Raw genomic sequence first — 19885 nt, forward strand, 5'->3', positions numbered from 1 at the left:
GCCCTGATTATTCAGGGCTTTGTCGTTTCTGGGGTTTGAGATTTTCGCCGCGTTCGTTGAAGCGTTGCAAAACCTTCTTCTTTTTCTCCCTTCTCCGGCGCCCTGCCAAACGTAAAACACTCTTCATGTAGCACGGTGCTGCGCTGGGCTCTTTCACGGAGGAACGCCCAATGCCAAATTCAGATCTGCTCCCTTCCCTGCTTTACAAAATCAATGAAAACCAACTCGCCCTCGAAGCCGCAATCATGGAGCGATCCAACTGGGTCGAGGAGCGCGGATCAGCCGATGTCGCCGAGAACGTCCGCGGCGCCCTTTGGGCAGCCGACAAGAACGAGGAATTTATCAAGATGACCTTGGCCGTTTTGATGACGCCATCTAAGCTTCTGCCCACTACAGATGATCGCCTCGACGAGCCTGCGGTATTCGCTGCGCTCCAGAAATGAAAGGGGCCGCCGATATGGCGAGCCCTGAATTAGTGGCGCTAATAGCCTTTCGAGCTTGTGGAGCAGGCGCGGCAGTAACTCCATGCGCTCGATTTCCGTGGGCGCATGAGAAAATGGCCGTAGGCCATGTAGAATTCCCTCGTCATCAATCCAAGGACAAGGGTATGAAAATAACAATATCGCTGGCACTGCTTGCATCACTCGGGCTTTCAGCCGCAACACAGGCCGCTGACTTTTCAAGCGCCGACCTCTGCAAGGCCGCAATTTCCGTGGAAATGGGCCGACCAACGAAGACGATGAAAACCAAGAGCGCCGGAGCAATTCCAGAAATCTCTTACCGCCGACCGGATGGCGATGCCTTCCGATATCGCTGCCAAGTGTCCGAAGACAGAGTTATCTGGTCAGCGTTCCTGGACGATACCGGGGAGTGGGGCCGCTGGAGAAATCGATATTCGGAGGGCGATGCTTCCACCACGTACTCCATCGAGAGCGGCGTGCTCACGATCAAAAACGATCAATCGGGCGAGCAAATCTTCAAAAAGAAGGATTTTTGAAGCCTGAATAGGTGCGCTCGTCTTTCCGAACTGTCTGCCAAAGGCCTTGTCAACGTCGACGCCCCTATGCATCGATCTCGCTGATCCAATCTCGCGCCACCCTGAAAGCTAGTTTGAGTTCGGAGCGCGCCTGCTGCCGGTGTTGATTCCGTACGTCGCACTCTCCGACCATCGACGTCCAGGCCTTCCCGAAGGCTGCCTTGGCTGCAGGCAAAATCGAGGCGAAAAAAAGCCCCGCAAAATGGCGAGGCTCGAAAAATTTCTATTGCAATAATTAATCAATAAACCACTATTTTCACAATTCTGCCTTCGTGGCGACTGACGCTGCCGTTGAGCCTGCCCGCGATGATTTGTTTCTCAAGGGCAATCTCAAGCTCGTTGAATTCATATTCATTGGGCTTTTCAGCCGCATTCATCATGATGTTGTAAGTGCCAGCAACAGCTCCGGCATCCACTTGCAAATCTTTCGACATACCATGAACGATGCCTTTAGTTTGCTCCACAGCGCCCATCAACATCTCAGTATCTATGCTCATGCGTCCCTACCTTTAACTGTCCGGTCCTCTCTACGATAGCGCATCGGGGTGTGATCTGAATCCTGCGGCCAAGCAGCGAAGCTTCCATCAAGCGAGGCTCGGAGGAATGAACTCGGGTCGATGCAGGGTTTAGCACGCGCCACATCACACCTCGATGCGGACTGAGTACCGTTAATCAGCCGGATTGGCCATGAGCTCTTTGAGTGGACGCACAGTCTTTGCCTGCAAGTATCCACCGGTTGGCGTGGGTTTCTCGTTGCGGGTTTCAAAGCAGGTCTTCAACAGACGATTACGCCTGTAGTCGTTCGGCAGCTCAATGATATGCCCAAACCCGCAATTGTCCTGATTAACGACATAGGCGGGATCCTCCGCCCAGAACGAAATAAGCGTCATCAACAGAAACATTGACTGCAATCCTTGGCGACACATTGGGTCGGCTTTGTAGCAGACGCCCTTCCCGCCATCAACATTTTCGACACCACCCGAACGCACTCCCCTCCGCGCCAGCGGAGCGGATGAGTTTATCCGCGTTTTGTTGGCCATCAACGACCAACACCTGCTGGCAAAAACAGAGCAGAAGCTGAACCCAAAAAATTCACCGCCGAAGCTGCGCGACTTCAAAGTGAACGAAGAGCACTGCTCGGGCAAGTGACTATCCTTTTGCGCGTGTCCGATCAGCGGGGCCACCTCTTCCTTGAGAATCAGCGTCTGCTGAGGGAAGCTCGCGAGAGGAGCAAGTGAAGGCTAGGCTCAGAGTCGACTTTGAGGAATCAGTCAATGTGCCGACGACTCTCCCAATACAGTGGAACTCAAGACTTTGAAGCTACGCTGAGCATGCCGAACGCCCTGGTCAGCTCGACCAGCGAGCAACCGCTCGAGCGGTACAACGCTGCACCAACAGCTCAGTTCGCCCTCTTCTACCAAAGAGGCCAGTTTCTGCACGCCGACTTGGTGCTCGGCCAGTACCCGAATGAAGAACACCACACCGGCGAGCATCACGCCTTTGTGGTCATCACCGTCGACAGTGCTGGCGGTGTGGATATTCACGATCGGCGGCCGGTGTTGCTTACTCCGGAGCTGGCGCGAGCGTTGCTCGACTTCGTAACACCCAAGAAGCGCTCCGAGCAGAGAGTGCTGGACCAGCGCGAATCCGCCAATATTTTTGAGTGGTTCAGAGTCGGACTTAAGGCAGGTACTAAATCAGGCAGCAGCGCTAATAATGCGAGAAAATTCATAAAGATTCGCCCCCCCAAAAAATCACCAACAAGGATGAATTAAAAATGATTTCAGTCTATACAATTGGACATGGATTTGAGCATACAGGAAAGCAAATAAATACAGAGCGCTGTACCGTTTACGAATTCGTCCCATCCGGACTAATGCATGACGGACGGAATAACAAAAAAATAATTGACGGTGGTTATGATGCCTTGATGAATAGCGCGACCTCCTCGCCAGACACAGCGTTAGCTTCGAGAGCAAAAACTGTAGCTGGCGGGGTTAATCCAGAAGGGGCCGCGTCCTTTGGTTCAGAGGCAATGGTGTTCTATAAATACCCTCCGGGCCATACTATTAACGAGATGTACGGCATCACAACGATGGACACATACAAAGACAAACTCTCAGAAACATTTGGCCTATCCGTAAATGACCAAAAGTCAGAAGCGTACATCACACTGACAACAGAATACACCGGAACCCTTTACAGAAGCACAGTAGACTCAAGCAAATATTACTTTGTGGGCACGCTAAATCCCAGCGAAACAAAATCACACTTCAAGTTATCAAGCTTAATTAAAGGTCTCCAGGCATACTTCATCAACGAAGAAATAAAAATCCATTGGACATGCTGTCGAGTCCATATCCCAGCGGACAAAATAAGTGATACAGAAATAAGAAGCTGGATAGCATCCGAACTATAACAAAGCAGCTATTGTAATTAAATCATCAATTACAATAGCCGCACAAACAAACAGGCGCCATGCACAGCTACTTGGGGCGTAGATAATTATTCAACGAAGGACTGACGTACCTGCATGGGCAATCAATCCTGGCCAGCCTGGACGAATTCACCGCCGACTATATGCTCCTCTTCAACGACGTCCAGCAGTTGCTGATGATGAAAATGTGTTCGCTGCTCACTGCCCAGCAGCGAACGTTGCGCAACTACACAGATGAGGTGAAAGCAGGAAGAATTCTTCGGGCTGAGGACAATATTCGATGGATTTTCTGGAGTCCCTTGGCACCTTTGTAGCGCTTTCAGCAATTACCAGGGCTATGAAAAACCTCGCCGCGTTCTCACCCGAGGATTTGTCGCGTTCTGCGTGTTTGTGGCTGCGTTCGAGCTGATTGTTCTGAATCTCTACTACTAGCGCTTCAAGCGGAGCTGACTGAAGCCCGACACCGGCCCAGTGCCTGGTTTTGTTCATGCCGGCCCATCAGCGGCGCGACGCTAGCCAACGATTACCTGTGAAATGCGACAGGAAAAATGGTCGACAAGTCTGGCGCGGCTCCCGTAATGCCAACGGTCTATTTGAGTTTTTTTCCTGCAGCTCGCCATATCGTTAACGAAAGCAAGGCCAATAACGCGCCAACCACTCCGGCGAAAATACCCAGTTGAAGATAGGCTGAGGGAGTGAACCAGCAGGGGCTGACCGGGAATCCTGCCTGAAAGAAATTACAAGGCTCAGGAAACAGGATGCGCCATAGGTGAGGAACAGAGGTGATCCAGAAGAAGCCGATAGCAAAGATCCCCGATAACCACCAACGGGAGAGGTTTGGCCACTTTTTACGAAGCAGGGCCAAAGCCGTGAACAGCACAATAGTTGAAATTCCGGGGACCACCAATGCGTCAAAATAAAACCGATTGAACTGTTGGGCAGCAGTTTCCATATCACCTCTGCAATAATCGGCTCAGGGCCGCTTTCGGATCGTTCGTATCAGGAGGGCTCTGCAGGCTGTGGCCGCTTGGTCAACTCAGACCTTTGTCAGTTGAGTGGATCAAACATCGTGTCACTCCTTGTTAATGCACAGGATAATCGCACTTAGCTACCATCCTGAAACTAATCTGTTGGACTAACCTGATCGCCGTCTGCAAGTCCGTTGTCGATGAACTCACCGCAGCACTCCCCAAGGCACAAATCATTTTCAACAACATGGCGAGCCTATTCGTGCCCCCCCCTGATCTGATCGTTCAACTTGCGCCCGCGTCTGCGAAGACGTCCCCACAATACCTGAGCACTACCTGAACCCAAGGCCAGTGCCAGCAGCACCAGCAAGATCAAGGCCCAATTGGACGGACTCGGCTGTTGGCCAAGGATGAGCATTGAACTGACGATGCCAAATACCGGAATCAACAGTGACAGTGGTGCCACGCGCGACACCGGATATTCACGCAACAACAGATTCCAGCCCCAGTAACTGAAGTGCGTCGCGGCATAGACCTGGAACGCCAGTGAAAACAGCGTCATCGCATTGAGCTGTGCAGGTAACGCGGTGAACGACGCTGCGCCATGCAACAGCCACGTCATCAGCAATAGAGGAATGGGTGGGAACAGACTCGCCCAGACCACGAAAGCGAAGATCTCGCGCACCTTCGACACTTTGATAATGATGTTGCCGATGCTCCAGGCTACGGCGCTGGCAATGACCAGCGCAAAACCTGCCGTCGATGCGTCGCCGGGCCTGCACAGCACAATCCCCAGCAACCCTGCGGCCGCCAATCCACTCGCCAGCCATTGCAGGCGTCCCACGCGCTCGCCGAACAACAGCACACCCCAGCCCAGAGTAAAAAATGCACTGAGCTGGATCAGCAGCGATGCCGTACCGGGCGGCACACCCCATGCAATCCCCTGATTGATCATGGCCCACATGGCGACGCCAAAAATCAGTCCGTAAGCGGCGACCCAACGAAAGGCTACACGCGGTCGCTCGACGATAAAAACCCAAGGCAAGGCCGCCAGTGCGAAACGCAATGCAGTCAGCAACAGAGGGTCGATGTCGGCGAGACCGAGGCGCGTCACGGGGAAGTTAATTCCCCAAACGGCCGTCACCAGCACCGCGAGTAAAAGATGTTTCTTCTGCATGGTCAGGCATTATCCAGAGTTGAGCGTCAGTGCGCGTGCCTGAAGAAATATGCCGACAATCAGACTGGCCCGCTTTCAACCACAGGCCAGATTTCATTAGAATCGGGCCATGCGCGAAATAACCCTGCCTCCTTACGAAAATACCTCGCACGACGCTGTCGTGACCGCACGTGAATATGCGGACGGAACGCTGTTCCCGACCCACGACCATCCACGTGGACAATTCGCGTACGCGGCTAAAGGGGTCATCACCGTGTTCACGGAACAGGGCAACTGGGTGGTGCCGCCCCAACGCGGCATATGGGTTCCGGCGCAACTGTCGCACGCGATGCAGATGCGGGGTCCGGTGACGCTGCACAATACCTATATCGACACTGCTGCCGCGCAGCGACTCGGTTTGTCGGCGCATTGTCAGGTCGTAGACGTGTCGCCGTTGTTGCGGCAGTTGCTGTTGAAGGCAATCGAAGTGCCTGCGGGATACGTCACCGAGGGCCGCGATGGCCATCTGATGGGGTTGCTGCTGCATGAAATTGCCGCAATGCCCGCCCTGTCGCTCAATGCCCCGCTCCCCGCCGAGCCACGTCTGGCGTTGATCTGCCGCGAGTTCCTCGCCCGGCCTTCACTGGAGGTGGGGATCGATGACATGGCTCGACGCGCTGGAATGAGCCGCCGCAGTTTCACCCGCCATTTTCGGCTGCACACCGGTATCAGTTACGTCGAATGGCGGCAACAGGCCTGCCTGCTCGCGGCGATCATTTTGTTGGGAGAAGGTCAGTCGATCACAGAGGTTGCCATGGTCTTGGGTTACAGCAGCTCAAGTGCATTTGCGACAGTGTTCAAACAGGTGTTGGGCGAAGTGCCAAGTCGGTATTTGGCGGGCGATCAATATTAGCGGTTGGCCAATACAACTCCCGCGCTCAATCGATGAATCCGTGCTGCGACATCATCAAACAGATGATTCATTTTCATGGATGCACGGGCTGTTATTGCGAGGAATCGCCGAGGCTATGCCCAGACCCGGTTACTTTGCCGTAGCCAATCCGCCGATTTGTGCGGAGCCAATGCTCATTGCCTTTGGGCCGCTAAGCACCACTATCGAGCGTCCCGGCTAATTCGACATTCATCTTGAATTGCTCACCAATCCCGACCATCGTCCGCTTGCTTGCTTCTACTGACCCTTCCCGAGTCCAGAGAAACGGAAAGAATGAAAAGCACTGATCGGTTTGTAGGGTCGCTAGATCACGCTTCCATCCGTTCCAGCGCAGTCCGTCGTAAAACACTGCCAGACGTTCGCTCACTGCCCAACCCAGAAAGTCGGTGTAACCGATTTCCAGCGGTTCCCAACGTAATGTATCGGGCGCCCAGTAATACATCGCCCCCATGTCATCACCCAAGGCACCGCCATTGATAGCGAAGAAACCGCCCACAACATCGTCGGCGACCAGCAGATAACCCGTCCCACGGCCCTCATTCCAGTCAATCAGATTTCGCGGCAACTGCGGATGACCTGAGCCGAGTACACGCAACCAGCCGTGGTCGATGATAAGCCCGCCACTGTCGTAGGCCATCGAACCCAAGGTCGATCGGGTCGATACTTGAAGGCCGGACAGCACCTCAGCGTTTTTTGAAGACGGAGGTAATAACTGGAAGTCCAAAGCAGCGTCTTCCAGCATTTCCTCAATGAAGGGCAACGCGGGGTTGTGGTGATCTATCAGGTCTTGCAGGTTTTTCATCTACCGATCCTTCGGGGAAAAGGACGATTATAGCGATATCGTCAATGCGCATGACCACCGGGCAAGTCCATTTGATGACATGGAATGATCGGCGCCATCATGCTAAAAACCCTGCCTCCAGTCGTACAGGACAGTTTCTGAATGCCCAAAAAACAGCCGGTCAGTAAAGAGACCGCAACCGCCGCCGACATCGAGCGCTCGATCCAGGCCTTGAACAAAATGGCCGAACGCCTGTGGGGTGACGGTCGAGAAGCCGAAGCCAGAGCGCTTCTCGATGCGCTTGATGCGTTAAACCGAGCGCTGGACCGGATCCGGATTGGCGAAAGTCGCAGGGTTGTTACCCTGCATTAAGGTCGTCCCTGCCGAAATGGCAGGATCAGGGAAGAATCGATGCGCTTTTTGAAATTACTGCTGGCTGTTGTGTTGGTGCTGTGCAATTTCGACTTTACCTATGAAAAACCGCGCAGAGTCTTTACTGCGGGATTCGTCAGATTCTGCGTGATAGTGGCTCTGATGGAGGTGCTGATACTGCACCAGATTTACTACGGTCAGGGATCGTAGGGCTATGGTTTGAGGATCAACAGTGGCTCGCCCTTCTTGACGATGTACGTCGCCAACTCTGAGCCCTTGTCCGCGCCGACATTCTTCGCGATATGCGCAACACCCTCCGGGATAAACAGCGAATCGCCAGCCTTCAGTGTTACGGGCGCCCTGCCCTCCAGTTGATATTCGAATGTACCGCTGATCACGAAAGCGACCTCGACACCGGGATGCGCATGCCGTGGCGAGGTCACGCCAGGTTCGAAATCGACCCGCGCTTGAAGCACTTCTCGATCGGCGGCGCCGAGGTCCTGACGCACCAGATCGGTACGACTCAGGCCTTGCTGCCAACTTTTGGGTTGGGTGTCAGCGGCGTGTGCGATGCCGGTCAGGGACGCGAATATTGCAGCGGTAGCCAAAAACAATGGACGGCGCATGATGTTGCCCTCTTGAGCGTAGGGTTGGGGTGACCTCTACTCTGCGTGGGGCATGTATGGCGGATGTGTCGTAAACCCGATGTTTGTTATCGGCGTGTGTATCCGACCGGGGTAGATACACGTTTATACAAACGTTTCGCGGTCTTGCCGCATCGCCAGCAACCATGTTCTCAGGGCGACGATTTTTTTCGAGTCCGCTGTTTCGTGTGGCGTCACCAGATAAAACCCCAGATCGTCCTGCAGACGCAGATCAAACGGCACCAGCAGTCGTCCCGCCCGCAGATCATCATCCACATAGGTTGAGCGCCCGATGCAGACGCCCTGCCCGTCAATGGCGGCCTGCACCGCCATCATCGCCAGATCGAAGGTCAGCCGGGGCGCTTCGGCCAGTCGAGGCGGCTGCCCCTCCGCGCGTAACCAGAGGTTCCAGTCGTCGGCGGTCATGCCACTGACTTGCAGCATCGTGTGGTTGATGAGATCGGCGGGCGTGCTCAGTGCCTTCGTGCCGTTGAGCAATGCCGGGCTGCACACCGGAAAGATCTCGTCGGACATCAGAAAATCGGCACGCAAGCCCTTCCAGTCACCTCGACCATAGCGAATCGCCGCATCAATACCGCCGTGACGAAAATCCACCAGTTCGGTGGATGCACTGACCCTTACTTCGATATCGGGAAAGGCCTGCTGAAACGCCGGCAGGCGCGACAACAACCACTTGGACGCCACCGACACCAAGGTGCTGATGGTCAGCACAGGCTTGTTGCGCGACGCCAGCAACTGCTCCGTCGAATAACGCAATTCATGAAACGCCGAGCGCACGCCCGGCAAGTAGTCTTGGCCGCTTTCAGTGAGCGCCAATCCGTCCTTGAGCCGAAGAAACAGCGACACACCCAGCTCCTCTTCGAGTCGGCGGATCTGATGGCTGATGGCGGTCTGGGTAACGTTCAGCTCTTCGGCCGCCTTGGTAAAACTCATGTGGCGAGCGGCGGATTCGAAGGCTCTCAAACCATTGAGAGAAGGCAACCTGACAGCCATATGACGCTCCGTACCCATGAGATTTTGTCATACGCTATCACTCGAAATGACCTTTGCGAAAGCTTCGGCGACGGTGGATTCTGGCGCCTTATTTCAGCAAGGAAACGCCATGAAACTGTATTTCGCGCCGATGACCTGTTCGTTGTCGCCACACATTGTGCTGCGGGAACTCGGTCTGCCCTTTGAACTGATTCGCGTGAATAACCAGACCAAGCGCACAGCCGATGGCCGCGACTTTCGCGAGATCAATTCCAAGGGTTATGTCGCAGCACTGATGCTGGATAACGGCGAGGTACTGACGGAGGGGCCGGCAATTTTGCAATTCCTCGCTGATCTGGCTCCCGGGAACGCATTGGCGCCGGCTCAAGGCACCTGGCAGCGCACGCGTTTACAGGAACATCTGAACTTCATCAGCAGCGAAATTCATGGCGGCAGCGCGCCGCTGTTCAATAGCGAAATCCCGGAAGCGGTCAAGGCCATCTTCAAGCAAACTCTGTTCAAGCGTCTGGATTTCCTGAGCCAGACGCTCGCTGAGCGGGATTATCTGATGGGCACATTCGGCGTGGCCGACGCTTATCTGTTTACCGTTCTGCAATGGCTGCCGGTGTTCAATATCAACATCGAGCATTGGCCGACGCTGGCGGCCTATATGAAAGGCATTGCCGAGCGCCCAAGCGTTCGCTCGGCAATCGCAGCGGAAAACGCCACACAACCAGTCTGAACAGTGGTTACGCTTTCACCGATGCAATTGCGGCCTCATCGATAAACGCTGCCACTTCGCTTGCCCGTGACGCCAGCGACGCATGGCTGGCATCCAGCGTGATGATCTTTTTCGCCCCCAGCCGCGCGGACATCTGCCGCTGGTTGTCCGGATGGATCATGTGATCCTCGGTGGAGATCTGATACCACGACGGCTTGTTCTTCCAGGCAGGATTGCTGATCGTATCGCCGAAAGTGCTGGCCACCGGCGCCTTCTGAGTGACTGCCATGACCAGCGCTTCTTCGGCTGAGAGATCCTGACAGAAGCTTTCATGAAACTTGTGAGCCTTGAGCCACAGAAAGCCGTCGCTGTCCGGTTCGAGATTCGGCGCGGCGGCCGGCAAATGTTGCTGCGTCAGACCGCCGGGGCTTTCGCCGGCATCCGGAGCAAATGCGGCGATATATACCAGGCCAACGACATTCGGCTGATTGCCGGCCTCGGTGATCACCGCCCCGCCATAAGAATGCCCGACCAACAACACCGGACCACTTTGTTGCGCGATCATTTTACGCGTGCGTTCAGCATCGTCGGCGAGCGAGGTCAATGGCATTTCTACGGCATGCAGTGCCGTGTAACCCTTGCGTGTCAGTTCGACAATGACCTTGCCCCAATGTGCGGCGCCACCCCAGAAACCGTGTACCAGCACAATTGTCGGTTTGTTGCTCATGGCCCTGCTCCTTTGTCTGTAAACAGAAGATGGTTTGCCAACTACGCGCAGCAGTATGGTGCCGATTGCGCAAACGGGCCATGTCGACGGCGAATCTGTAAACTGGCGCGATCCTCACTCACTCGAACAAGAGATCAGCATGGCCAACCAAGACATCACGTTCACTCCGGATCCGGACGCCGACTCCATTTCTTCCGACGTCGCGACCTTCGGCGGGATCATGGTTTCCACCCAGATCCCGACCCGTGCCGATGGCAGCCTGGAACTGGGCGGCATCACCGAGCAAAGCGAATGCACACTGCAAGCACTGAAAGTCGCCCTGGAGCGCGCCGGCAGCTCGATGGACCGAGTCATGCATCTGACCATCTACCTCACCGACATGGCTGACCGCGCAGCATTCAACGAAGTGTACAAACGCTTCTTCGCCAAGCCTTGGCCTGTGCGTGCGGCAGTCGGCGTTGCCTCTCTGGCCGTTGAAGGCATGCGGGTGGAAGTGACTGCGATGGCCGCCAAGGCCTGATCGTGTAACACCGAATCATTGTGGGAGCTGGCTTGCCAGCGATGGCGTCGGCACATCACACATTGACGTCGCCTGATACTCCGCTATCGCTGGCAAGCCAGCTCCCGCAGGTTTTGGTGTCGACCATTGCATCTGTGTCTGGCACAAAACCCTGTAGGAGCTGTCGAGTGGAACGAGGCTGCGATCTTTTGATCTTTGAAAACGAGATCAAAAGATCGCAGCGTGCCGCATCTCCTCCAAAAGCAGGATCAGACCTGCAAGGGCCATCGGGCAGCACAGGCGTGCCGGGCGCGCGATTCGCGGGTAGAATGCGCGGCTAACCGTGACAGCCTGACTAAAAAAACTATGTCCTTGCCCAAGCATCATCTGGAATTGCTCAGCCCTGCCCGCGATGTGGCCATCGCCCGTGAGGCGATCCTGCACGGCGCTGACGCCGTCTACATCGGCGGCCCGAGCTTCGGCGCCCGCCACAACGCCTGCAACGAAGTGAGCGAAATCGCCGATCTGGTGGAATTCGCCCGCAAGTATCACGCGCGAATCTTCACCACCATCAACACCATCCTGCACGACAACGAACTGGAGCCGGCACGCAAGCTGATCCATCAGTTGTACGACGCCGGTGTCGACGCGCTGATCGTCCAGGATCTGGGCGTGATGGAGCTGGATATTCCGCCGATCGAGCTGCACGCCTCGACCCAGACCGACATCCGTACGCTGGAGCGCGCGAAGTTCCTCGATCAGGCCGGTTTCTCGCAACTGGTTTTGGCCCGTGAGCTGAACCTGCAAGAAATCCGCGCCATCGCCGACGAAACCGACGCCGCCATCGAATTCTTCATTCATGGCGCGTTGTGCGTGGCCTTCTCCGGCCAGTGCAACATTTCCCACGCGCAGACCGGGCGCAGTGCCAACCGTGGCGACTGCTCGCAGGCCTGCCGTTTGCCGTACACCCTTAAAGATGAAAAGGGTGGCGTGATCGCCTACGAAAAACACCTGCTGTCGATGAAAGACAACAACCAGAGCGCCAACATCCGCGCCCTGGTCGAAGCCGGCGTGCGCTCGTTCAAGATCGAAGGTCGCTACAAGGACATGGGCTACGTGAAAAACATCACGGCCTATTACCGTCAGCGCCTCGACGACGTCCTCGAAGATCGTCCGGACCTGGCCCGCGCTTCCAGCGGCCGCACCGCGCACTTCTTCCTGCCGGACCCGGAAAAGACTTTCCACCGGGGCAGCACCGACTATTTCGTCACTGATCGCAAGATCGACATCGGCGCCTTCGACTCGCCGACCTTCACCGGCCTGCCGGTTGGCACCGTCGAAAAAGTCGGCACGCGTGACATGCAGGTCGTCACCCACGAACCGCTGTCCAACGGCGATGGCCTGAACGTGCTGGTCAAACGCGAAGTGGTCGGTTTCCGCGCCAACATCGCCGAAGCCAAAGGCGAGTTCGAAGAAGACGGCGAGAAGCGCTACCGCTACCGCGTCGAGCCGAACGAAATGCCCGAAGGCCTGTTCAAACTGCGCCCGAGCCACCCGCTCAATCGCAACCTCGATCACAACTGGCAGCAGGCGCTGCAAAAGACCTCTTCCGAGCGTCGTGTGGCCCTGAGCTGGATGGCTCGCTTACGCGAAGAACAGCTGGAAGTCACCGCCACCAGCGAAGAAGGCATCAGCGCCAGCGTCACCCTGAACGGCCCGTTCGGCGTGGCCAACAAGCCTGAGCAAGCGCTGGAGCAGTTGCGCGATCTGCTCGGTCAGCTCGGCACCACGCAGTACCACGCCACCGACATCAAACTCGATGCGCCACAGGCGTTCTTCATCCCGAACTCGCAGCTCAAATCCCTGCGTCGTGAAGTGATCGAAGCGCTGACCGCTGCCCGTGTCGCCGCGCATCCGCGTGGCAGCCGTAAAGCCGAAACCAGCCCGCCGCCGGTGTACCCGGATTCGCACCTGACGTTCCTGGCCAACGTCTACAACCAGAAGGCCCGCGACTTCTATCACCGTCACGGCGTGAAGCTGATCGACGCCGCGTATGAAGCGCACGAAGAGCCAGGCGAAGTGCCGGTGATGATCACCAAGCACTGCCTGCGTTTCTCCTTCAACCTGTGCCCGAAACAGGCCAAAGGCGTGACGGGCGTGCGCACCAAAGTCGCGCCGATGCAGTTGATCCACGGCGATGAAGTGCTGACGCTGAAGTTCGATTGCAAGCCGTGCGAGATGCACATCATCGGCAAGATGAAAGGCCACATCCTCAACCTGCCGCAACCGGGCAGCGTGGTCGGCCACATCAGCCCCGAAGACCTGATGAAAACCATCCCGCGCGCACCGCACTGAGTGGTTGGCGGGTACGGTGCTTCGGCGCCGTACCCGCCTGCCCTGCTTCACGGCGGGACAAATCGCAGGCATAAAAAAACGCCAACTTCTTGCGAAGTTGGCGTTTTTTCGAATATGGCAGGGGCGGCTGGATTCGAACCAACGCATGGCAGGATCAAAACCTGCTGCCTTACCGCTTGGCGACGCCCCTACTGCTCTTTCCAGCGCCTCGTTGAGGTTTTCTGTGAGAACGGGGCGCAATTTACCAAGGTTTTTCCGCTTTGTGAAGCGCGAAATGAAATATTTTTTGTTTTAAAACAGCGACTTATTATTTTGGCTGGATTCTGGCCACTGATCTGCCGGTTTGGCGCTATGTATCACACTGTGTACGAACGCCGCCGCGATACAGCGACACTCAACTACGCCCCTCTTCGACACAGGCCAGATACGTCCCCGCGCTCAAATGCACCCAAGGTTTGAAGGATTCATTCAGAACCCTTGGCCAAAGGCTCGCACAGGAGACGTCACCATGAAGATGGCACTGCACACCCGCAAAACCGCTTTCGGACTTTCGATGCTGGCGCTATCGCTGTTCGGCGCTTTTGGTACGGCTCAGGCACAAACCACTGAACCTGCGGCAGTCAGCTATTCGGCGCCCTCGCCCTTCGGCCCGCTGAAACATGTGCAGGCGGGTGTGCTTGATGTGGCCTACGCCGAAACCGGCCCTGCCGATGGCCCGGTGGTGATTCTGCTGCACGGCTGGCCCTACGACATTCACAGCTACGACGAGGTCGCGCCGCTGTTGGCGGCAAAAGGTTATCGGGTGCTGATGCCGTATGCGCGGGGTTATGGCGATACGCAGTTCCTCTCCAAAGACACCCTGCGCAACGGTCAACCGGCGGCGCTGGCCAGTGACGTCATCGATTTCATGGACGCACTGAAGATCAAGCAAGCGGTGCTCGGCGGTTATGACTGGGGCGCACGTTCGGCAGACATCGTCTCGGCGCTGTGGCCGGAAAGGGTCAAGGCACTGGTCTCGGTCAGCGGCTATCTGATCGGCAACCAGGCCGCCGGCAGGAATCCGCTGCCGCCCAAGGCTGAATTGCAGTGGTGGTATCAGTTCTACTTCGCCACCGACCGTGGTCGCGACGGGTACCAGAAAAACACCCATGACTTCGCCAAGCTGATCTGGCAACTGGCGTCACCGCAGTGGAAATTCGACGACACCACCTTCGACCGTTCCGCCAAAGCCCTGGAGAACCCGGATCACGTCGACATCACCGTGTTCAACTACCGCTGGCGTCTAGGCCTGGTACAGGGCGAAGCGAAATACGCCGCACTGGAACAAAAACTGGCCACCGCGCCGTCAATCAGTGTGCCGACCATCACCCTTGAAGGCGACGCCAACGGCGCACCGCACCCGGCGCCCGAGGATTACGCCAAACGCTTCACCGACAAATACCAGTTCCGTTTGATCAATGGCGGAATTGGCCACAACTTGCCGCAGGAAGACCCGCAGGCGTTCGCCAAGGCTGTGATCGACGCCGATCACCTGTAGAAACAAAAAGGCAGTCAGCCGCAAAGGCTGACTGCTTGATTGTTTGGATGGTGGGATTGAGGCTCGGGTGGTGGTCAGACGCGGTGTTATGGTTTTGCAGATTCTTTGCCTGAACTGGCGTTATCGCGAGCAGGCTCGCTCCTACAGGGGAATGCATTCCAAATGTAGGAGTGAGCCTGCTCGCGATGAGGCCTCACCAGACACCCACAAACTGACTAACGTGCGTGATTACTCTGTTGGCACAACAAGATCCAACGCCTTGTTCACCGCCAACTCTCCCAACATGACCACCTGCGCAATGCCCAGTAGCGTATGGCGGTTTGATCCCTCCAACATCCCGGCAAAATTGCCGAGCATGACCGAGGCGGACGCCAAGGACCCGCAAGCGTTGGTCAGCAACGACTCAGTGTCTGCGTGCGGATTGGCCATGAACAGAGCGTTGGGCGTGTAGGGTGTGGCCACGATCGCGGCAGGCAACAGGTAATGGTCAAGCGCGCGCTCGGCCGCTTCGTGGAGCTTTCTTGAATTGGGCGATGCGTACGGCGATACCAGGTCTGTGACCGGTGGTTCGGGTGGCTGAGACATCAGCTGAAACTCCAGACAAGAATCGTTCGAGGTTCTTTGATAGAAGGCATGAAGCGTCGCGATCGCGGACGCTTCTGTGCAATGAGGGGGCACGCCCCCTCACCCATCGGCAACGCGACTAGTGCGGCAAGCGCTGGTTGTCCAAGACTCGACCCACGACCAGCTCACTGAGCATGATCACCTGTTGCAGGATCAGCATCTTCCGACGCTGCGAAATGTCTATCGAATCAGCAAGTTCACGCGCCATGTCACTGGCGGAAGACAAGGTTTCAGTCGCCTCGACGAGCAGCGTTTCGTCATCCACCGTGGGGTCGATGAGGTAGATCCTGCCGGTTTTTCGGGTGGGGATTGAGGTTTTTAGTGCTGAGGGATTGAGATAGAAGTTGATGGCGCGTTCTGTGGCCTCTTTGATGTTTTGAGGTTCGAGCGCGGCGTCGTAGGGGATTGGGTCGGATTCTGGTGGGTTCGGCGTAATTTTGAACATAGATGACACCTGTTTTAAAAGATAAAAGGAGCCATCACTCTCGCTACCAAACGAAGGGTGGCGGCCATTTGTGGGTTGGTAGACCGGTCAAAACAGTAAACCCGGCGCTCCCGAGGGAGCCCCACGCATGGCCACCATATAAATCTCAGCCTTAAAAACGAGGCTGCAAATGGCGACGCCATAACTGTAAATGAAGCGGGCTACCAAACCCGATCACTGTTTTGCAGTGACAGGGAAACGATACAGCCCGCCTCAAGGCGCGTAAGCCGGCGGATTCTGGCGTACGCGTAGGCAAAGGCGCAAGGTGTTGTAGCCTTTATGGCGTAACAGTTGGTGTAAATTAAACGTGTTTGCAGAATCTTGTTTAAGCACTGCGATGATAGTGAATCCTTCGCCACTTTTTGGGGGGGAGGCTGAAAGCTTGACGACTTTGCTCATAGTTTTGTTATAGATCTCAACCAGTTTCATTTGGAGTTATTCAGGATTTTTTCAATTTTTTTCATGACGCTTGGATCTCGCTTTGAGTGCTTCGCAATTATATCCAAGCCTAGAGCAATACCTTCCTTTCCCTCAGATGTTGACTTGTCAAATAAAGTGTCGAAGACATACATTACATATTCGCGGTCAAAATAACGTGCGAGCATGTCTCCTGCAATCCAGCAAAATTCCAAATTGGCATATTTTGAGTAGCTATCTCGGATGGTATCCAGCAGTTTTTGCTTTCGCTCCTTCGACAGCCGTTCTGTATCCGTTGAAATATTCATCAGAAATACATCCATTCCCGGCTTATTGAAAAGCTCTTCGGTCGATAGTATTTCTACAATCAGGTCAAAACATATTTGAGGGAATGTATCATGCCCCATTGCAAGCCGGTCATATTCAGTTGCGAGCTTCATTATCCGCTTGCGCGCGCCTTTTCCTTCTATCTCATATAGTGCTTTTCTTAGATCTTCCATTACTACCTCTTCATTTTTGTAATCAACGATAGACGTCTATTTTTTCAATCGGCAGGAGCAAGATGGCTTTTCGTTACCGCCGCACTGCTCATCGTACTCAGCTTCAAGACGCCGTATATTTTGGTCTTCCCTATTTATGAGGGTTCTATGACCTCTGCGCGTTTGGAATAACTATTCTCTTGGGCCAATATATTCAGGCAACCCCTGATCATCGGATTGCAGCTCCTGCCATCGAGTCCGTCAATTCCTGCGGCGTGCCGAGGTGATCGCACTGATACCGGGCCAACGCATCAAACGGTAATGCCGTCGCCTTGTGATTCCACACCGGGTCTTCATCGAGGCTGTATTCACCGCTGTAATCCGGTAGCCCAATCAGATTGATCGGCGCATGCCGTACAGCCTGAGCGACAGGGACAAAAGTCCCCGGTTCAAAGACGTAGTGCACCGTGCGGCCCGGCTCGCCATCGCTCTGCGCCGGGCTACTTTCCCAGGCGAGGTTGTCGCCATCCCAGCCGTACAAGGTGAAACCGCAGCCGAGTTCACGCTGTTTGCGCGCGTGTTCGTTTCTGTTCCAGAGGGAACCTGCTTCAGGCCGCTGTTTGTAGTGGGCACGGGAATTTTTGTGTAGGCGGCGTCCGAGTGCGTCGTAGGCGAAATCCACGCTCAGGCGCGGGTCTTCGAAATGCACCAGTCGATCAAACAAGTTCCAACGCAGGTCGCTACGCAGACCATTGAGCCAGCGCTAAATCTGGTTACCGCGTTCGTCGTAGTCGTAACGCGTAACGGCGTATTCGTGCAGTATATTGTCGACCAGTTGCTGCGCGGAATTTTATCAGGGACAGACTGGATTTAAACAGTATTAAAAACGTGATCCGCCCCTTAAAAATTCTCAGAGGCAGGTTACGTTTAATCAATCTTCAAAAACGTGGCCTGCCCCTGATAAATTTCGTGGGCTTTTAGAGATTAGAACGTGACTATTCCGCTGCAATCTCACTGAAAGTCAACCTACATACGGAAGGCCTCATTTAAGCCAACCTCTTCATCGTCGCCCTCACCCTCAAGACACCTGAAATTTCTTCCATTGAATGCTTTTTTAAATAGGCCGTACAGTTCTGCTGATTGAAAATTCACTTGGAGCCACAGGGATCCGTCATCCACATAGATCAGACGAGCATCGTACGTACTACTGCTATTTAACGAGTGATCCTTCAAATAAAAATCACCGTCTTCCGCGTAAATACAAGCACTACTGGATTTAATAACGTCGATGACAAGCTGGGCTGTAGAGCTGTCATCAAGCACCAATTTGTATTCATAACTCATGATCCGTGTGGTCTCCACCGCTTAGCAGTAGGCAGCTCTCATGACATATGAACATGAAGCGCTTAACTCAAATTTTAGGTGTATCCGCTGACAGCAATATTGATCTTGCCCTTCTGCTAAACGCGGGGAAGATCAATGTTATTTCTACGGAGAATCGAGGACATCTTCTCTATGAACTTCACCGGCAGGTCGGTTGGTGCGCCATACAAATCGACTATCCCCACCTCGACCGCGCTATCCACAATCTGGCAAAAATCGTCAATATCTTTTGATGGGATCGATTGACTAAGATCTGTTGGCAGATCATCGCCCCTCCCATTAAGTGGCAACAGGGCACCCATTTTCTCCCATTCACCGAGGGTATAGTTTTCAGGATAATTGTTTAGATGTGCTATCAAGTCGTTGATAGCCATGTGCTGAATAGACTTTGCTTTACAATAAACCTGTAGAAATTTTGACGCATAAAATTGTAAGTCTCTCGGAGAAAACTTGGAAAGCTCGCTTGAAATCTCTGACATACTGTTTTCATCCGCATCCTATGACAACATTCATGGCCGTTGCCATAGGAGGAAAAATCGTGTTCTGCGACTACTTTCTCGAATTTCAGAAGAAAACTTCGAAAAAAAAATTGTTTTCCAAACTAATACATCGGAAGTTGAGATGGATCATCAACCACTGTCCACACTGCGAACTCTCCTGCAATACCGCCAAACTCGTCAAAAAAATAATTTAAGTCACCAGAAAAAACATCAAAGGCGCCATACCCATATTCGCCTGAAATTTTCGCGATCGCGACATATTGGCAGGCATTTTTGAAAAGATTATATACATCTTGGCTTATGGGCAACTCATCATTCTGCAAAAAAACAGTCAGTATGGGAGGGGTAGGTTTTTCCACGCTTCGATGCCTTGAGAGTATTTCATATTTTTTGACATCTACTTCGTATCGTCTATGCGCGCTCACTGCGCGCTCGAACTCTCCATCTTTATCTCTAAACATAAAAAATGGCATGTAACGAAGTTCTTTATTTGATGGCAATTGAAGCTTTCTATTAATATCAATGTAGTAGCACTTGGTAATTAATGATTTAATCGCCGTAACGCCCTGCGTAGTTTTATCGAAACCAATGGAGCCGTTTTGATCAACAGAGGCTAGCAGTGCGAAATCGTCATTAATTCCTGCTGGGATACTCTTAATGCGACTGCTAGTGAATTTTTTGAAAGCGTCGAATTTTGCCCGATAACAAATAATTTTGTAGTTCTTCACACTACATCACCTTGGATAAGCGAATATTTCTGACTCGCCTTTTTGTTCTTTACATGAACATTTGGAGTGCTGGAATTTATCAGGGACAGACT

Annotated in this window: 24 protein-coding genes, 1 tRNA gene and 1 pseudogene; 10 read left to right on the plus strand and 16 right to left on the minus strand. The window is 54.2% G+C overall.

Features of this window, described 5'->3' with window-relative positions:
- Positions 1-170: 170 nt before the first annotated feature.
- Positions 171-374, plus strand: a pseudogene (locus ACIOWE_RS10725) (hypothetical protein); the annotation flags it as partial.
- Positions 375-607: 233 nt separating this feature from the next.
- Positions 608-997: a hypothetical protein gene (locus tag ACIOWE_RS10730; protein ID WP_401390771.1), complete on the plus strand. Its 390-nt coding sequence runs from the start codon at positions 608-610 to the stop codon at positions 995-997.
- Between the two features lie 278 nt (positions 998-1275).
- On the opposite strand, the gene ACIOWE_RS10735 is transcribed toward ACIOWE_RS10730, so the two are convergent.
- Both ACIOWE_RS10735 and ACIOWE_RS10740 read right to left on the minus strand, forming a co-directional pair.
- A complete protein-coding gene (locus tag ACIOWE_RS10735) occupies positions 1276-1533 on the minus strand; it encodes a hypothetical protein (protein ID WP_401390774.1) in 258 nt (85 codons plus the stop codon).
- Between the two features lie 171 nt (positions 1534-1704).
- Positions 1705-2220: a hypothetical protein gene (locus ACIOWE_RS10740; protein ID WP_401390777.1), complete on the minus strand. Its 516-nt coding sequence runs from the start codon at positions 2218-2220 to the stop codon at positions 1705-1707.
- 90 nt (positions 2221-2310) lie between these two features.
- Here ACIOWE_RS10740 and ACIOWE_RS10745 point away from each other — a divergent pair, with 90 nt between their 5' ends.
- Positions 2311-2811, plus strand: a complete 501-nt coding sequence (locus ACIOWE_RS10745; protein ID WP_401390780.1) for a hypothetical protein — start codon at positions 2311-2313, stop codon at positions 2809-2811.
- 2 nt (positions 2812-2813) lie between these two features.
- Positions 2814-3455, plus strand: coding sequence for a hypothetical protein (locus ACIOWE_RS10750; protein ID WP_401390783.1), 642 nt, complete (start codon positions 2814-2816; stop codon positions 3453-3455).
- A gap of 607 nt (positions 3456-4062) precedes the next feature.
- On the opposite strand, the gene ACIOWE_RS10755 is transcribed toward ACIOWE_RS10750, so the two are convergent.
- Together ACIOWE_RS10755 and ACIOWE_RS10760 are read right to left on the minus strand one after the other, a co-directional pair.
- A complete protein-coding gene (locus ACIOWE_RS10755; protein ID WP_401390786.1) occupies positions 4063-4425 on the minus strand; it encodes a hypothetical protein in 363 nt (120 codons plus the stop codon).
- A 272-nt stretch (positions 4426-4697) separates the two neighbouring features.
- Complete coding sequence (locus ACIOWE_RS10760) at positions 4698-5618, minus strand: EamA family transporter (protein WP_401390789.1); 921 nt, start codon at positions 5616-5618, stop codon at positions 4698-4700.
- 109 nt (positions 5619-5727) lie between these two features.
- On the opposite strand from ACIOWE_RS10760, the gene ACIOWE_RS10765 reads away from it, so the two are divergent.
- Entirely contained in the window at positions 5728-6510 is a 783-nt protein-coding gene (locus tag ACIOWE_RS10765; protein ID WP_401390792.1) for an AraC family transcriptional regulator, read from the plus strand.
- Between the two features lie 190 nt (positions 6511-6700).
- On the opposite strand, the gene ACIOWE_RS10770 is transcribed toward ACIOWE_RS10765, so the two are convergent.
- Positions 6701-7351, minus strand: coding sequence for a DUF2625 domain-containing protein (locus ACIOWE_RS10770; protein ID WP_401390794.1), 651 nt, complete (start codon positions 7349-7351; stop codon positions 6701-6703).
- Between the two features lie 141 nt (positions 7352-7492).
- Between ACIOWE_RS10770 and ACIOWE_RS10775 the strand changes: the two genes are divergently transcribed.
- Positions 7493-7702, plus strand: coding sequence for a hypothetical protein (locus tag ACIOWE_RS10775; RefSeq protein WP_401390797.1), 210 nt, complete (start codon positions 7493-7495; stop codon positions 7700-7702).
- A gap of 212 nt (positions 7703-7914) precedes the next feature.
- Here the strand turns inward: ACIOWE_RS10775 and ACIOWE_RS10780 are convergent, their stop codons facing one another.
- Positions 7915-8328, minus strand: coding sequence for a cupin domain-containing protein (locus tag ACIOWE_RS10780; protein ID WP_401390800.1), 414 nt, complete (start codon positions 8326-8328; stop codon positions 7915-7917).
- 123 nt (positions 8329-8451) lie between these two features.
- Positions 8452-9360 (minus strand): transcriptional regulator GcvA, encoded by a 909-nt coding sequence (locus ACIOWE_RS10785; RefSeq protein WP_401390803.1) that lies wholly within the window; start codon positions 9358-9360, stop codon positions 8452-8454.
- Between the two features lie 109 nt (positions 9361-9469).
- Here ACIOWE_RS10785 and gstA point away from each other — a divergent pair, with 109 nt between their 5' ends.
- Positions 9470-10081, plus strand: a complete 612-nt coding sequence (gene gstA / locus ACIOWE_RS10790; protein WP_401390805.1) for a glutathione transferase GstA — start codon at positions 9470-9472, stop codon at positions 10079-10081.
- Positions 10082-10088: 7 nt separating this feature from the next.
- Here gstA and ACIOWE_RS10795 read toward each other — a convergent pair whose 3' ends face one another.
- Positions 10089-10787, minus strand: coding sequence for an alpha/beta hydrolase (locus tag ACIOWE_RS10795; protein ID WP_401390807.1), 699 nt, complete (start codon positions 10785-10787; stop codon positions 10089-10091).
- Between the two features lie 139 nt (positions 10788-10926).
- On the opposite strand from ACIOWE_RS10795, the gene ACIOWE_RS10800 reads away from it, so the two are divergent.
- Both ACIOWE_RS10800 and ACIOWE_RS10805 read left to right on the plus strand, forming a co-directional pair.
- Positions 10927-11307, plus strand: coding sequence for a RidA family protein (locus tag ACIOWE_RS10800; protein WP_123464338.1), 381 nt, complete (start codon positions 10927-10929; stop codon positions 11305-11307).
- 345 nt (positions 11308-11652) lie between these two features.
- Positions 11653-13641, plus strand: a complete 1989-nt coding sequence (locus ACIOWE_RS10805) for a U32 family peptidase (RefSeq protein WP_401390810.1) — start codon at positions 11653-11655, stop codon at positions 13639-13641.
- 115 nt (positions 13642-13756) lie between these two features.
- On the opposite strand, the gene ACIOWE_RS10810 is transcribed toward ACIOWE_RS10805, so the two are convergent.
- Positions 13757-13831, minus strand: a tRNA-Gln gene (locus tag ACIOWE_RS10810).
- Between the two features lie 318 nt (positions 13832-14149).
- Between ACIOWE_RS10810 and ACIOWE_RS10815 the strand changes: the two genes are divergently transcribed.
- Positions 14150-15178: an alpha/beta fold hydrolase gene (locus ACIOWE_RS10815; RefSeq protein WP_401390813.1), complete on the plus strand. Its 1029-nt coding sequence runs from the start codon at positions 14150-14152 to the stop codon at positions 15176-15178.
- Between the two features lie 228 nt (positions 15179-15406).
- Here ACIOWE_RS10815 and ACIOWE_RS10820 read toward each other — a convergent pair whose 3' ends face one another.
- The 7 genes from ACIOWE_RS10820 to ACIOWE_RS10850 all read right to left on the minus strand — a co-directional run bounded on the left by ACIOWE_RS10820 (position 15407) and on the right by ACIOWE_RS10850 (position 19793).
- Entirely contained in the window at positions 15407-15763 is a 357-nt protein-coding gene (locus tag ACIOWE_RS10820; protein WP_401390816.1) for a DUF6124 family protein, read from the minus strand.
- Positions 15764-15881: 118 nt separating this feature from the next.
- Complete coding sequence (locus ACIOWE_RS10825; protein ID WP_401390818.1) at positions 15882-16247, minus strand: DUF6124 family protein; 366 nt, start codon at positions 16245-16247, stop codon at positions 15882-15884.
- Between the two features lie 464 nt (positions 16248-16711).
- Positions 16712-17203: a hypothetical protein gene (locus ACIOWE_RS10830; protein ID WP_401390821.1), complete on the minus strand. Its 492-nt coding sequence runs from the start codon at positions 17201-17203 to the stop codon at positions 16712-16714.
- Positions 17204-17411: 208 nt separating this feature from the next.
- Positions 17412-17906 carry a hypothetical protein gene (locus tag ACIOWE_RS10835; RefSeq protein ID WP_401390824.1) on the minus strand — a complete coding sequence of 165 codons (495 nt, stop codon included), beginning with the start codon at positions 17904-17906 and terminating at the stop codon, positions 17412-17414.
- Positions 17907-18208: 302 nt separating this feature from the next.
- Positions 18209-18526 carry a hypothetical protein gene (locus ACIOWE_RS10840; RefSeq protein WP_401390827.1) on the minus strand — a complete coding sequence of 106 codons (318 nt, stop codon included), beginning with the start codon at positions 18524-18526 and terminating at the stop codon, positions 18209-18211.
- Between the two features lie 116 nt (positions 18527-18642).
- Positions 18643-18939, minus strand: coding sequence for a hypothetical protein (locus ACIOWE_RS10845; protein WP_401390830.1), 297 nt, complete (start codon positions 18937-18939; stop codon positions 18643-18645).
- A gap of 227 nt (positions 18940-19166) precedes the next feature.
- Positions 19167-19793 carry a hypothetical protein gene (locus tag ACIOWE_RS10850; protein ID WP_401390833.1) on the minus strand — a complete coding sequence of 209 codons (627 nt, stop codon included), beginning with the start codon at positions 19791-19793 and terminating at the stop codon, positions 19167-19169.
- Between the last annotated feature and the right edge of the window lie 92 nt (positions 19794-19885).

The sequence above is a fragment of the Pseudomonas sp. NPDC087598 genome, assembly GCF_044743525.1.
Classification (GTDB): domain Bacteria; phylum Pseudomonadota; class Gammaproteobacteria; order Pseudomonadales; family Pseudomonadaceae; genus Aquipseudomonas.

Excerpts from the sequence above, each read along its gene's own strand:
- ACIOWE_RS10825 (WP_401390818.1), bottom strand. The coding sequence starts at position 16,247 with ATGTTCAAAATTACGCCGAACCCACCAGAATCCGACCCAATCCCCTAC.
- ACIOWE_RS10780 (WP_401390800.1), bottom strand. The coding sequence starts at position 8,328 with ATGCGCCGTCCATTGTTTTTGGCTACCGCTGCAATATTCGCGTCCCTG.
- ACIOWE_RS10840 (WP_401390827.1), bottom strand. The coding sequence starts at position 18,526 with ATGAGTTATGAATACAAATTGGTGCTTGATGACAGCTCTACAGCCCAG.
- ACIOWE_RS10730 (WP_401390771.1), top strand. The coding sequence starts at position 608 with ATGAAAATAACAATATCGCTGGCACTGCTTGCATCACTCGGGCTTTCA.
- ACIOWE_RS10845 (WP_401390830.1), bottom strand. The coding sequence starts at position 18,939 with ATGGCTATCAACGACTTGATAGCACATCTAAACAATTATCCTGAAAAC.
- gstA (WP_401390805.1), top strand. The coding sequence starts at position 9,470 with ATGAAACTGTATTTCGCGCCGATGACCTGTTCGTTGTCGCCACACATT.
- ACIOWE_RS10795 (WP_401390807.1), bottom strand. The coding sequence starts at position 10,787 with ATGAGCAACAAACCGACAATTGTGCTGGTACACGGTTTCTGGGGTGGC.
- ACIOWE_RS10745 (WP_401390780.1), top strand. The coding sequence starts at position 2,311 with ATGTGCCGACGACTCTCCCAATACAGTGGAACTCAAGACTTTGAAGCT.
- ACIOWE_RS10750 (WP_401390783.1), top strand. The coding sequence starts at position 2,814 with ATGATTTCAGTCTATACAATTGGACATGGATTTGAGCATACAGGAAAG.
- ACIOWE_RS10735 (WP_401390774.1), bottom strand. The coding sequence starts at position 1,533 with ATGAGCATAGATACTGAGATGTTGATGGGCGCTGTGGAGCAAACTAAA.
- ACIOWE_RS10760 (WP_401390789.1), bottom strand. The coding sequence starts at position 5,618 with ATGCAGAAGAAACATCTTTTACTCGCGGTGCTGGTGACGGCCGTTTGG.
- ACIOWE_RS10815 (WP_401390813.1), top strand. The coding sequence starts at position 14,150 with ATGAAGATGGCACTGCACACCCGCAAAACCGCTTTCGGACTTTCGATG.
- ACIOWE_RS10800 (WP_123464338.1), top strand. The coding sequence starts at position 10,927 with ATGGCCAACCAAGACATCACGTTCACTCCGGATCCGGACGCCGACTCC.
- ACIOWE_RS10755 (WP_401390786.1), bottom strand. The coding sequence starts at position 4,425 with ATGGAAACTGCTGCCCAACAGTTCAATCGGTTTTATTTTGACGCATTG.
- ACIOWE_RS10830 (WP_401390821.1), bottom strand. The coding sequence starts at position 17,203 with ATGGAAGATCTAAGAAAAGCACTATATGAGATAGAAGGAAAAGGCGCG.
- ACIOWE_RS10770 (WP_401390794.1), bottom strand. The coding sequence starts at position 7,351 with ATGAAAAACCTGCAAGACCTGATAGATCACCACAACCCCGCGTTGCCC.
- ACIOWE_RS10820 (WP_401390816.1), bottom strand. The coding sequence starts at position 15,763 with ATGTCTCAGCCACCCGAACCACCGGTCACAGACCTGGTATCGCCGTAC.
- ACIOWE_RS10775 (WP_401390797.1), top strand. The coding sequence starts at position 7,493 with ATGCCCAAAAAACAGCCGGTCAGTAAAGAGACCGCAACCGCCGCCGAC.
- ACIOWE_RS10805 (WP_401390810.1), top strand. The coding sequence starts at position 11,653 with ATGTCCTTGCCCAAGCATCATCTGGAATTGCTCAGCCCTGCCCGCGAT.
- ACIOWE_RS10785 (WP_401390803.1), bottom strand. The coding sequence starts at position 9,360 with ATGGCTGTCAGGTTGCCTTCTCTCAATGGTTTGAGAGCCTTCGAATCC.
- ACIOWE_RS10765 (WP_401390792.1), top strand. The coding sequence starts at position 5,728 with ATGCGCGAAATAACCCTGCCTCCTTACGAAAATACCTCGCACGACGCT.